13 protein-coding genes are annotated in these 12,326 nt (G+C 68.8%); 4 read left to right on the plus strand and 9 right to left on the minus strand.

The window, feature by feature from the left end:
• The first annotated feature begins 67 nt into the window (after window positions 1-67).
• The gene (locus OG555_RS10775) at window positions 68-589 is read left to right on the plus strand and encodes a PadR family transcriptional regulator (RefSeq protein ID WP_329482675.1); all 522 of its coding nucleotides are present in this window, start codon (window positions 68-70) and stop codon (window positions 587-589) included.
• Between the two features lie 195 nt (window positions 590-784).
• On the plus strand, window positions 785-1,273 hold the full coding sequence (locus OG555_RS10780) for a hypothetical protein (protein WP_329482676.1): 489 nt from the start codon (window positions 785-787) through the stop codon (window positions 1,271-1,273).
• A 1,098-nt stretch (window positions 1,274-2,371) separates the two neighbouring features.
• Here OG555_RS10780 and OG555_RS10785 read toward each other — a convergent pair.
• Together OG555_RS10785 and OG555_RS10790 are read right to left on the minus strand one after the other, a co-directional pair.
• Complete coding sequence (locus OG555_RS10785) at window positions 2,372-3,247, minus strand: phosphoribosylaminoimidazolesuccinocarboxamide synthase (RefSeq protein WP_329482677.1); 876 nt, start codon at window positions 3,245-3,247, stop codon at window positions 2,372-2,374.
• Complete coding sequence (locus tag OG555_RS10790; protein WP_329482678.1) at window positions 3,244-4,329, minus strand: FAD-dependent monooxygenase; 1,086 nt, start codon at window positions 4,327-4,329, stop codon at window positions 3,244-3,246. Before OG555_RS10790 ends, OG555_RS10785 begins: the two co-directional genes overlap by 4 nt.
• Window positions 4,330-4,382: 53 nt before the next feature.
• On the opposite strand from OG555_RS10790, the gene OG555_RS10795 reads away from it, so the two are divergent.
• On the plus strand, window positions 4,383-4,985 hold the full coding sequence (locus OG555_RS10795; RefSeq protein ID WP_329482679.1) for a TetR/AcrR family transcriptional regulator: 603 nt from the start codon (window positions 4,383-4,385) through the stop codon (window positions 4,983-4,985).
• On the opposite strand, the gene OG555_RS10800 is transcribed toward OG555_RS10795, so the two are convergent.
• Window positions 4,969-5,391: a hypothetical protein gene (locus tag OG555_RS10800; RefSeq protein ID WP_329482680.1), complete on the minus strand. Its 423-nt coding sequence runs from the start codon at window positions 5,389-5,391 to the stop codon at window positions 4,969-4,971. The two genes, OG555_RS10795 and OG555_RS10800, sit on opposite strands and share 17 nt — an antisense overlap.
• A 239-nt stretch (window positions 5,392-5,630) precedes the next feature.
• Here OG555_RS10800 and OG555_RS10805 point away from each other — a divergent pair, with 239 nt between their 5' ends.
• On the plus strand, window positions 5,631-5,942 hold the full coding sequence (locus OG555_RS10805; RefSeq protein WP_329482681.1) for a hypothetical protein: 312 nt from the start codon (window positions 5,631-5,633) through the stop codon (window positions 5,940-5,942).
• A gap of 334 nt (window positions 5,943-6,276) precedes the next feature.
• Here the strand turns inward: OG555_RS10805 and OG555_RS10810 are convergent, their stop codons facing one another.
• The 6 genes from OG555_RS10810 to OG555_RS10835 form a co-directional block, all read right to left on the minus strand.
• On the minus strand, window positions 6,277-8,355 hold the full coding sequence (locus tag OG555_RS10810) for a glycosyltransferase family 39 protein (RefSeq protein WP_329482682.1): 2,079 nt from the start codon (window positions 8,353-8,355) through the stop codon (window positions 6,277-6,279).
• 1 nt (window position 8,356) lies between these two features.
• Window positions 8,357-9,589 (minus strand): bifunctional glycosyltransferase family 2/GtrA family protein, encoded by a 1,233-nt coding sequence (locus tag OG555_RS10815; RefSeq protein WP_329482683.1) that lies wholly within the window; start codon window positions 9,587-9,589, stop codon window positions 8,357-8,359.
• Window positions 9,590-9,658: 69 nt separating this feature from the next.
• Window positions 9,659-10,051 (minus strand): hypothetical protein, encoded by a 393-nt coding sequence (locus tag OG555_RS10820; RefSeq protein ID WP_329482684.1) that lies wholly within the window; start codon window positions 10,049-10,051, stop codon window positions 9,659-9,661.
• 1 nt (window position 10,052) lies between these two features.
• Window positions 10,053-10,409 (minus strand): hypothetical protein, encoded by a 357-nt coding sequence (locus OG555_RS10825; RefSeq protein ID WP_329482685.1) that lies wholly within the window; start codon window positions 10,407-10,409, stop codon window positions 10,053-10,055.
• Window positions 10,410-10,412: 3 nt separating this feature from the next.
• Entirely contained in the window at window positions 10,413-11,786 is a 1,374-nt protein-coding gene (purB, locus tag OG555_RS10830) for an adenylosuccinate lyase (protein WP_329484797.1), read from the minus strand.
• 89 nt (window positions 11,787-11,875) lie between these two features.
• The gene (locus OG555_RS10835) at window positions 11,876-12,310 is read right to left on the minus strand and encodes a glutaredoxin domain-containing protein (RefSeq protein WP_329482686.1); all 435 of its coding nucleotides are present in this window, start codon (window positions 12,308-12,310) and stop codon (window positions 11,876-11,878) included.
• Between the last annotated feature and the right edge of the window lie 16 nt (window positions 12,311-12,326).

Genomic DNA, 12,326 nt, shown 5'->3' on the forward strand with positions numbered 1-12,326 from the left:
TCCAGCCCCAGAACTCCGCATCGCGGACTACTCACTCAGTACATACACGCAGTGTATAGTCGCTGCCATGGCAACCGCCGAGCTCGTCCTGGGGCTGCTCTCGACCGGCCCGGCGCACGGGTACGACGTGAAGCGCAGCCATGACACGTGGTTCCCGGACAGCCGGCCGCTGGCGTTCGGGCAGGTGTACACGACACTCGGCCGGCTGGAGCGGGACGGACTCGTCGAGGTGGTCAACAAAACCTCCAGCGGTGGCCCGGACCGGACGGTCTACGCGCTGACGACCAAGGGCCGCGAGCACCTCACGGACTGGCTCAGCGACCCGGTGCCACCCGCCTGGGGCAGCGCGGACGAGGTCCTGCGCAAACTCGTCGCGGCGATCCGGACCGGTGGTGACGTGGCGGCGTTCCTGGCCCGGCAGCGCGCGAGCCACCTGCGCCGGATCCGCGAATTACGGGAGACGCCGGCCGCGGACGACCCGACCTCGCCGCTGGTCCGCGAGTACATCGTGGCCCACCTCGACGCCGACCTGCGCTGGCTCGACAGCGCCCTCGAACGCATCTCCCAGCAAAAGGAGACTCGTTCATGAGTGCATCGCAGGACACTGTCGAGGTGGTCCCGTCATACCGGCTGACCGCGATCCTGCGTGGACGGCGGCCCGCCGTACCCAGTCAGCCGTGGCTGTCAAGGGGGCGAACCGCCGGCTCGGGTGGGGCCCTGGTTCACCCCGGGTGTGGGGCTGAGTTGCGTGGCAACGTTGGCCGCGGCGCATAGCCTCGGGGTCATGTGGGTCTGGCAGCTCGTGCTGGCGGTCGGCTTCGGGATCGGGTCCGCCGTCGTACCGGTGCTGAACGCGGAGGCGTACGTCCTCGGCGTCGGCGTGTCCGGCGCACTGGACCCGGTGGTGGCCGCGATCGGGATCTCGATCGGGCAGACCATCGGCAAGGTCGCGATGTTCCTCGCCGTCCGCTACCGGCCGGGGTACGCCGCCCGGAAGACGAAGGAGCCCAAGCCGGTCAACCTCGGGACCCGCTGGGGCCGGTTCGTGCAGTGGAACCGCGAGGTCAGCAAGCGGCTGCTCGACGCGATGAGCGACCGCCGCTGGGGTATCCCCGTCACGCTGCTGAGCGCCTTCGTCGGGATCCCACCCCTGTACGGCGTCGCCCTGATCGGCGGCGCCTCCCGGATGGGCGTCCTCACCTTCAGCCTGTCCGTCCTCGCCGGCCGAGCCGGCCGCTTCGTCCTCCTGGCCCTGGGCGTCGGCCTCTTCTAACCCATTGCGGGTCGTTCAGCCGGTACTTCTGCTTCATGTGTGGGTGATGTGACGGGCGGTAGGTCATCGGTGAAACCACCGGCCCGACAGGTATGCCGGGCACGCGGTCGGCGTTGGTTGTCCGGCGGTTCGCCAACTCGCCCAGGCGGTCGGCGACCCGGCTTGCGCATCTGGTGGGTTGACGTCCCATGCGGTGGGTTGACGTCCGATGCAGCGGGTTGGCGTACCGGATTCCGGGGCTCCGCCCACCATCTCGGACGTCAACCCATGAGATGGGTCGATCGGGCCACGTCCGCGCCGACACACAGCGCCGGGCGGGACCGGAGCCAGCGGGCTGGGACACGTCGTGGTGGGCTGGGACAGGTCGTGGTGGGTTGGGACAGGTCGTGGTGGGCTGGGACAGGTCGTGGTGGGTTCGGACAGGTCGTGGTGGGTTGGTGCAGGCCATTTCGGCTGTCTTGCTGGATGTGTGGGGTGGTGTGAGTGGGGGTCGGTTGGGATGTGCAGCTCGACAGGATGTGTCGGTGCCGGGGTGTTGGCCGGGTCAGGCATTCACGCCTGAAACCGGCCGCCCGGCCGGGGCAGGGGCCGGGGTCGGGGCCGACACTTCCTGTCGAGCTGCACGTCCCAGCCTCCAACGGCATCCGATCAGCCTCCGTCCAGCCGATCCCGCGCGCAGCGGCCGCCATCGTGGTGGACCACACCGGCGGTTGCTGCAACTGGGCGGGGTTCGTGCTGGTGGCGATGGGATCGGTGCGGAGCTGCGGGACCTGGGACACGCTCTGGGGTCCTCGGACAGGTTGTGCCTTGTCCGCGGTCTCCGGTACCCGTGCGAGGTCGCGGCGGATCCCGCGACCGGCCGAGCCCCGAGACAGGACGTGGTGGCCGAGGCCCGGGACAGGACGTGGTGGCCGGGGCCTGGGACAGGACGTGGTGCGAGCGCTTGGGACACAGACATCGCCGCTATCCCGCAGCACACCCGGCCGACGATCACCCACACATCGGGCAGGAGTCGGTCAACCCCTCAGATAGTGGGCTGCCCCTGGGATCTCAACGGGGCAACCCACCACTTCCGAGGTTGGCCCCCTCAAATGTGGTTCAGCCCTCGAACTTGCGGCCGGTCAGCTGCTCATACGCGTCGACGTACGCCGATCGGGTGCGTTCGACCACCTCGTCGGACAGCGGCGGCGGAGCTTCGCCGGAGTGACGGTCCCAGCCGGAGTCGAACTGGAGCCAGTCACGGACGATCTGCTTGTCGTACGACGGCTGCTGCTTCCCCGGCGCCCACTGGTCAGCCGGCCAGAACCGGCTCGAGTCCGGCGTCAGCACCTCGTCGGCCAGCACGATCGTCCCGTCCGCCCGCGCACCGAACTCGAACTTCGTGTCGGCCAGGATGATCCCGCGCTCCTCCGCCATCGCCCGCGCCCGCGTGTAGATGGCCAGGGTCAGGTCCCGCAGCGCAGCGGCAGTTTCCGCGCCGACGGTCGCCACGACAGCGTCGTACGAGACGTTCTCGTCGTGCTCACCGAGGTCGGCCTTGGTCGCCGGGGTGAAGATCGGCTCGTCCAGCCGGGAGCCCTCGACCAGCCCGGGCGGCAGCGGGATGCCGCAGACCGCGCCGGTGGCGTTGTAGTCGAGCAGACCGGAGCCGCTCAGGTACCCGCGAGCGACGCACTCGACCGGGAACATCGCGAGCCGCTCACACACCACTGCCCGGCCCGCGACCTCGGCCGGTACGTCGGTGGACAGGATGTGATTCGGCATGTCCAGTTGCTCGAACCACCACAGGCTCATCGCGGTGAGCACCTTGCCCTTGTCCGGGATCGGCGGCTCCAGGATCCAGTCGAAGGCACTCATCCGATCGCTCGCGACCATCAGCAGATCGCCGGACTCCAGCTCGTACAGGTCCCGGACTTTGCCGGAGTGGACATGCTTCGCACCGGGGATCTCGGGCGCCTGCGGAAGTGTGGTCACGGACGCGATTGTTTCACCTTGCTCTTCGGCTTCCGCAGGGACACCAGCTTGCCGCCGAGGGTGAACAGGCCGTTGCGGATCGCGCACACCACCGGGTTCTCCACCTGGGCCACCCGGCCAAGACCCCGGGACCGCTTGACCAGCTTGGTGGTCGCGGGGCGGCGCTCGGCGTCGTACCGAGCGAGAGCAGTGATCAGATCAGTGCTCTCGCCGAGGTGCCGGGCGAGGGCGCCCGCGTCCTCGATCGCCGAGCACGCACCGCGCCCGAGGTTCGGCGTCATCGCGTGCGCCGCGTCCCCTAGCAGCACCACCCGCCCCTGCACGAACGGCACCAGAGGCAACGTCAAGTCATAGATGTCGTTCTGCAGCACCGTCTCCGAGCCGGCCAGCAGCTTCGGGATCGGGTCGTGCCACGTCCGGAACGCCGTCGGCTCACTCCGAGCACCGGCGGGCTGGTTCGCCGTCGCGTACCAGTAGTACCGACCGTCGATCAGCGGTACGAATCCGAACAGTTGCCCCCGGCCCCAGGTCTCCCCGCCACCGTCGTCGATGTCCACATCCGCAATCCCGCGGTACGCCGTGTACCCGGAGTACCGCGGTCCTTCGTACGCCGGATACAACGTGGTCCGGATCGTGCTGCGGATCCCGTCCGCGGCGACGACCAGGTCGGCCCGCAGGTCGTCGTTGATCGTCACGCCGGTGTCGTCCTGGGTGATCGTGGTGACGTCGTACCCGGTGCGGACCGTGACGGCCGGACCGAACTCGGCCGTGATCAGGTCGTGCAACTGCGCCCGGTGGATCATCACCGGGATCTCGACGCCGAGATCGGCCGCCGCGACGACCCACCGACCGTCGGGCTTGCGCATCCCGGCCGGCTTGGAGACCGCGGATGCCTTCTCGACACCCTTCACCCCGAGTTCCTCGAGAACGGCGACCGCCGATGGCCAGACCGAGATCCCGGCTCCTACCTCACCCAACTCCGGAGCACGCTCCAGGACTGTGACCTGCCACCCGCACCGTTGCAGCGCGACGGCCGCCGTGACCCCGCCAATGCCCGCTCCCACCACGATCGCCGTACTCATGACTGAGACTCTACATCTGTAGAGTCGGGTTGGGAAGTGCGAGACTGACCGGCGTGACGAAGCAGGTTCCGCTGGGCGCGGATCGCCGGGACGCCATCGCCGACGCCGCGATCCATCTCGTCGCGACCCGCGGCCTGCGCGGGCTCACCCACCGCGCGGTCGACGCGGAGGCCGGCCTCCCGCCGGGCTCGACGTCCTACTACCTCCGCACCCGCAGCGCCCTCCTCACCGCCTGCGTCAACCGCATGCTCGCCCGTGACGTGAGCGCCGCCGCACCCGAGGGCGTACAGGCGTCAAGCGGTGTGGGCGTGCCGCCGGTGGAGTTGTTGGTGGGGATGACGGTCGGGCTGGCGCGGGATCGGCCGGACGATCTGGTCGCGCGGTACGAGTTGTCCCTGGAGGCGAGTCGTCAGCCGGAACTGCGGACCGCTATCGATGAGGGCGGACGGCAACTACGTGCTCTGCTCGCACAGTTGCTCGACGGGCTCGGCGTATCAAATCCGTCGGAAGCGGCTTGGCCGGTCGCCGCGATGATGGACGGACTCCTGTACGACCGGGTCGCCGGGGCGGGGGCAACGCTCTCACCAGAAGCGTTCGAAGCCGCAGTACGGCGTTCTGTCACCGCGCTGATCGAAGGGCTCAGAACCGGTCGGTGATGATGACGAAGGTGAAGTAGCAAACGCCGAGGAGCATGCCGACGTGGCCCAGGACGGACAGGCCTGCGCCGGAGCCCCACGCGTCGCTCTGCTTGTCCTCGGAGTGTTTGCCCCCGCTGGGAAGCCAACGGGCCAGGAGCAACAATCCGATGACCGTCAGCAGCCACCATCCGGTCAGTACGACCAGGGCGATCCCGCGGTGACCGGTGACCAGGGCAACGACCCACCCAAGCAGGGTGATGACGCCGACGACGGTGTGCAGCCGCAGCAGGGCGGCTGAGTACCCGTGCCGGCCGGCGCCGTGACCGGTGCCGTCGACAACGGTGCCGCCGAGGCGAACGCGCGTCAGCAGTACGACGACCGCACCGAGGGCGGTCAGGAACCAGGTGACGTTCGACCATTCCACGCCCCCATCCCTACCCCACCCCACCACCTGGCGAACCGTCTTCGCGTGTCGTAATCCTCCGTCGCGACAGTCCGTTCCACTTGGTGGACACTCCCAGGCCGCCTTGTGCACCCATCAACCACCTGCGGACCTCCTAGATGGTTGCCCTGTGCACAAGGTGGTTTGGACGCCGCGCGGTGCCTGGCGGGCCGAGTGTCCGCTCGAGGCCCGCCGGGCTGCTTTCGCGAGGGTCAGCTGGTGTGGGCTCAACCGTTCTGCGTACCGGTGCCGGGCTGGGTGCCCTGCCTTTGTTGCCCGGGAAGCGTGCCCTGCCCCGTGCTGCCTTGACCTGTGCTGCCTTGACCCGTGCTGCCCTGTCCCTGGCCGGGAAGCGTGCCCTGGCCTTGGCCGGTGTTGCCCTGACCGGTGGTGCCCTGACCGTTGCCTTGTCCCGGGAAGCGGCCGAAGCCACCACCGCCGGGGCCGCCGAACTGGTTCTGCTGCGTCGAAGTGCCGTCCCACGAGTGGCCAACCGCCATGCCACCAAGGAACGCCAGCACCGCAAGCAATGAACCTGCTCCAGCCAACACCACATTGCTCGGCCGCCCGCCGCCCTTCCCAGCCCCCTCAGCCGCCGGCGCTGTGCCAGCCGCACCCGCAGAAACTGCGGCCCCCGGGCCGTACTGCGGGCCAGGACCAGCGGTGGGTTGGGGCGGAGCAGCGCCTCCGCCGGACTGCGATGCGGTGCCCGCGCTGAACTGCGGGGCGGGGTTGGCGGCGGACTGCGGTGCGGCGCCTGCGTCGTGCTGCGGGCGGGGGCCGACCGCACGCGCCGCTTGCCACTGGGCCTCCGGAGTGGCGCCTGGATTGGAGGTGGGGTTCTGCGTCATAGGGGTGCTCCGGTTCTTAGCTTGTGGGGTTGGTGGTGAGGTCGTAGACGGTGGTGTTGCCTACGGTTTGGGACTGGAAGTTCTCGGATACCCAGGTGGAGATATCGCTGGAGGTGCCACCGCGGGCGCCGCCGAAGCCACCTCCGCCGCTGCCGATGAAGTAGTGGATCTTGCCCTGAGCAACCAGTTGCTTGAACTCGATCAGGGAGGGCGCCGGGTCGGTGCCGTTGAAGCCGCCGATTGCCATGATCGGTTCGCCGGATGCGATCTGCAGTGGCGCGGCGCCGTTCGCCGTGACCGCCGCGGCCGACCAGGTGTAACCCTTCGCACCCTGCTGCAGCAGCGTCACCAAGTCGGTCGACACTCCACCGATCCCGCCACCACCAAGGAATCCACCGACTCCACCGCCGCGCGCACCAGGCCCAGTCGTCCCGTTACCGGTAGTCCCCGGCACACCAGTCGTCCCGTTGCCGGTCGCACCGTTCCCAGTCGCCGGCCCACCCGCCGTACCGTTGCCAGTCGTCCCGTTCCCGGTCTGCCCAGGCGGCGTACCCATCCGGCCACCAAAGCCGCCGCCAGGCCCACCCCGCATCCCGCCGGCCCCAGCCGGCCCAGCGGACGGCAGTGCACCCGTATGCGCCGTGCTGATCGTCGACAGCGAGTACGCCGTCGGCCCGGCCAGCGCGCTCACCGTGAGCAGCGCGCCCGCGAACAGCCCGGCCCGCCGAGCCGCCGTTCGATGTAGTTTCAGCTCCGGCAGCAACACCAGCGCACCGGCCGCCATCACACCGGTCAGCAGAACCACCCACCGCAACCACGGCTGCCACGTCGGCGTCTGGTTCAGCAGCGCGAAGCTCCAGCCGGCCGTCAGCAGGATCCCACCGGCCAGCGTTGCCCGCGGCAACCACTGGTCCCGGCGCCGCCAGAGCACCGACATCGCCGCGCCGATCAGCGCCCCGATCGCCGGCGCCAACGCGATCATGTAATAGCTGTGGATGATCCCCTGCATATAGCTGAAGACCAGCCCGGTGCCGACCAACCAACCACCCCACAGTACGGCGAACGCCCGCGTCCGGTCCGTCCGCGGAGCCTTGCCCGCAGCAACGACCAGGACGATCGTCGCGAGCAGAGCAGCCGGCAGCAACCACGCGATCTGCGAACCGAACTCACCACCGAACAACCGCTGCACACCGGCCGCGCCACCCCACCCGGGGTTGCCCTGTCCGCCGCCGACGGAGCCGGTCTCGTTGCCGCTCAACCGCCCGAGACCGTTGTACCCGAGCGTCAGCTCGAGAATGCTGTTCGTCGACGACCCACCGATGTACGGCCGTGCCGACGCCGGCAGCAACTCGACGATCGCGACCCACCAGCCGGCGCTGACGATCAGCGAGACCAGCGCCAGCACACTGTGCACGATCCGCTTCCCGAGCGCAGGCTTGCCGGCGATCAGGTAGGCCAGCCCGAAGGCCGGCAGGATGAGGAACGCCTGCAGCATCTTCGTCAGGAACCCGAACCCGACCAGCGCCCCGGCCAGCATCATCCACCGAGCCGCATGCCGCGACGAGTCGATAGCCCGTGTCACGGCCCACGCACCGGCGCAGAGCAGCAGGATCAGCAGCGCGTCGGGGTTGTTGAAGCGGAACATCAGTACGGCGACCGGCGTCAGCGCGAGGATCGCACCGGCCAGCAAGCCGGCGTTCGCGGAGAACCACCGCCGGACCGACACGTACACGAACCCGACACTCGCGACGCCCATCAGCGCCTCGGGCACCAGCATGCTCCAGATGTTGAACCCGAAGATCCGCCCGGACAGCCCCATCACCCAGAGCGCCGCCGGCGTCTTGTCCACGATGATGAAGCTCGACGCGTCGAACGAGCCGAAGAACCAGGCCTTCCAGCTCGTCGACCCGGCTTGCACCGCGGCCGCGTAGTACTCGTTGGCGTAGCCGTTCTTGGACAGTCCCCACAGGTACGCGATCGCGGTCAGCACCAGCAGCCCGCCGTACAGGACCTTGTCGCGGCCGATCGTGTACTGGGTACTGATCGTCCGAGCCCGGCGTGGTGTCGCCTGGACGGGGTCGGTCAGGGTTGCCATGTCAGTTGCTCCGGGTCTGGTCGAGAACCGCCGGGGGTTCGAAGGCGGGCAGGGTCGGCGCGTCGTCGTCGAAGACCCACGCCTGGAAGAGGCTGAACCGGACCAGAGTCGCGGCCAGGTTCGCGATGGTGAGGACGGCGATCTCCACCGCCTGATGCGGTACGGCGATCGCCGTGTGCAGCAGCCACAGTGAGCACGCGGTCAGGCTCCAGCCGAGGCCGAAGGCAACGAGGCCGCGCAGCTGATGACGCCACCGGTTCTCCAGACCACGGACCCCGAAGGTGATCCGCCGGTTGAGAGCGGTGTTGCCGACCGCGGTGATCAACAGCGCCAGGACGTTCGCGACCTGAGCCGGCATGCCCTGCCGCAGCACGAGATAGAGCAGTGCGTACGCCGCGGTGCTCAGCACGCCGATCGCACCGAACCGCAGTACGCGCGCGGCCATCGCCGTACGGGGATCGAGGATCCGCGGGCGACCGTACTTCTCCCGGATCGGCTCGAGATCGATCCGGCCGCGGCCGAGATCGCGCATCAGCCGCGAGATCCCCCGCAGATCCTCGCCGACCGTCTTCGGGATCGCGACCCGCGAGTCGAGGTCGTCGACCCAGTCGACCGGCACCTCGTGGATCCGCAGCCCGGCCTTCTCCGCGAGGACCAGCAGTTCGGTGTCGAAGAACCAGCTGGTGTCCTGGATCAGCGGCAGCAGTTCCCGGGCGACGTCGGCGCGGATCGCCTTGAACCCGCACTGGGCGTCGGAGAAGTGTGCACTCAAGGTTGCCCGCAGCATCAGGTTGTACGAGCGCGAGATGAACTCCCGCTTCGGCCGCCGGACCACGCGGGAGCCGTTCGACAACCGGGTTCCGATGGCGACATCGCTGTGCCCCGCGAACAGCGGTGCGACCAGCGGCAGCAGCGCGTTCAGGTTGGTGGACAGGTCGACGTCCATGTAGGCGAGCACATCGGCCGTGCTCTCGGACCAGACCTGCTTCAGCGCTCGGCCGCGCCCGGACTGCTCGAGCCGGACGATCCGGACTCCGGACAGCTCGGTGGCGAGCAGCATGCCGATCTCATATGTCGCGTCCGTGCTTCCGTTGTCCGCGATGCAGACCTCGGCCGGAAACGGGAAGGCGGTGTCCAGGAACGCCCGCAGCCGCCTGATGTTCGGACCGAGGTCGTGTTCCTCGTTCTTGACGGGTACGACGATCTCGACCCGAGGATGACCTGGTGTCTGCATGCCACCGATGCTGTCCGGTCAACCTGAGTCAGCCCCTGCGCAGGGCTGGCAGTTTCCTGGCAGTCTGAATCAGCTGGTACGGCGTAACCAGAGCAGGCCCAGCACCGGCAACACAACCGGCACGAACCCATAGCCCTGGCCGAAATGCGACCAGACAGTGGCGTCCGGAAAGTCGTCCGGCACGGCGTAGCTGAAGGCTCCGATGGCGAGGACGCCGACCAGCTCGACGCAGATCGCGACCGTCGCGACCCGGCGCGAGACCTTGGTTGCCTTGGCCAGCGCAAAGGTCGCCGCGCAGTAGATGACCGCGGCAACGGCCGACAGAATGTACGCGATCGGCGCGTCACTGAACTTGGTCGCGATCTGCACTCCGGCCCGAGCGGTGGCGGCCAGCGCGAAGACGCCGTACACCGCGATCAAGATCCGGCCGGGTCCATGCCTGGTCGCCTCGGGGTCCGTCATGTCACGCCGTCCAGATCTCGTGCAGGCGGAGTTCGAGGATCGGGATCACCAGGCAGGCGATCGCGAGTGCACCGGCTCCCCACCGGCTGCTCTCGGCCAGCGCCCAGAGCGCGCCGATCGGCAAGATGAGCAGCGAGCCGACCAAGTACCCGATGAAGAACGGTCCCGAGACATCCCGGGAGGTCTGCACCAGTTGCACGATGCCGATGACCAGCTGGGCCAGGAGGCCGACCTCGACCACCCCGAGGACGCCCAGAAGCGGCCAATCGATCCGCTTGTCGCGCGCTGCCAGCACGATGGCATACACCATCGCGGCAAGAGAGAGCGCCACCAGCGCCCACGTGAGCGGTTCGAACACGAGCTAGAGAATGTCACCCGGCGTGTAGGCGGCGGCCTCGGGGTGGCGTTTGGCGAGTTCGTCGATCTGGGCGACGACGGTGTTCACCTGGGCGACCGCCGCGCCGGTGAAGGACAGGGGCTCGCCGACGATGCCGATGATCTGCTCCTCGGTCAGGCCGAGGCCGCCGTCCGCGCCGAGCCGGCGGAACAGGTCGTTCTCCGCCAGGCCCTTGCGCAGGTCCAGCGCAGTTGCGACGGCGTGCTCCTTGATCACCTCGTGCGCTGTCTCCCGGCCGACGCCGTTCTTGACCGCCGCCATCAGCACCTTGGTCGTGGTCAGGAACGGCAGGTACCGCTCCAGCTCCCGGCTGACCACGGCCGGGTACACCCCGAACTCGTCCAGCACGGTCAGGAACGTCTCGAACAACCCGTCCAGCGCGAAGAACGCGTCCGGCAACGCAACCCGCCGTACGACGGAGCAGAAGACGTCACCCTCGTTCCACTGGTTGCCCGCCAGCTCGCCGGCCATCGAGGCGTACCCGCGCAGGATCACCGCGAGACCGTTGACCCGCTCGCAGGACCTGGTGTTCATCTTGTGCGGCATCGCCGAGGACCCGACCTGGCCCTCCTTGAACCCTTCGGTGACCAGCTCGTGCCCGGCCATCAGCCGGATCGTGGTCGCCAGACTCGACGGCGCCGCGGCCAGCTGCACCAGCGCCGAGACGACCTCGTAGTCGAGGGACCGCGGGTACACCTGCCCGACGCTGGTCAGCGTCCGGCTGAACCCGAGGTGGGAGGCGATGTCGCTCTCCAACTTGTCCAGCTTGGCCGGGTCGCCGCCGAACAGGTCGAGCATGTCCTGCGACGTACCGACCGGGCCCTTGATGCCGCGCAGCGGATAGCGCTCGAGCAGTTCCTCGATCCGCGCGATCGCGACCAGCAGTTCGTCCGCCGCGGAGGCGAACCGCTTGCCCAGCGTGGTCGCCTGCGCTGCCACGTTGTGCGACCGGCCGGTCAGCACCAGTGCCGCGTGGTCGGCCGCCTTCTGCCCGAGTTGTACGGCGGTCGCCACGGCGCGATCCCGGACGAGTTCGAGGCTCGCCCGGATCTGCAGCTGTTCGACGTTCTCGGTCAGGTCCCGGCTCGTCATGCCCTTGTGAATGTGCTCGTGCCCGGCGAGCGCGCTGAACTCCTCGATCCGCGCCTTCACGTCGTGCCGGGTGACCCGCTCGCGGGCCGCGATCGACTCCAGGTCGACCTGGTCGATCACCCGCTCGTAGTCCTCGACGACACCGGCCGGCACGTCGACCCCGAGCTCCTTCTGAGCCTTGAGCACCGCCACCCACAGCTTCCGCTCGAGCACGATCTTGTGCTCGGGCGACCACAGCTGCGCCATCGACAGACTGGCGTACCGGGAGGCGAGAACGTTGGGGATCCGGGGCTTGCTGGGCTTCGACACCCCTCCATTCTCCCTGGTCTCGCCACCTACTCACCCACCGGTCCAGCCCGCAGCCGCTCCCGCACCCATCGTGGCCCGGGATTCACCCGGCCCACTCCGTCGACCACCACGGTCGGAACCGTCTCGTTGCCGTCTGCGACCGCCCGCACCGCGGCAGCGGCCTCGGGATCCGCCCAGATGTTGACCCAGGACGCTCGACCGGCCGCACCGATCAGCACCAACCGCAGTCGCAGGCAGTATTGGCACCCAGGTCGCCAGTAGACGATGGGTTTGCCCCCGACCGCCGCCTCGGCCGCGCTCACCGATCGCGGGAACACCAGCGGCGAGAACAGGAACGCGAGAACGACGAACACCGCCAGCTGCACGACGGCGGACTTACCGGACCCACCGTACGCAGACCACCCGGCCAGCGTGACGCCGATCACCAGGGCGAGCAGGGCGAACCTCCAGCTGCGCAGCACCCCACCATCCTCGCAG

The organism is Kribbella sp. NBC_01484 (assembly GCF_036227145.1).
GTDB lineage: Bacteria > Actinomycetota > Actinomycetes > Propionibacteriales > Kribbellaceae > Kribbella.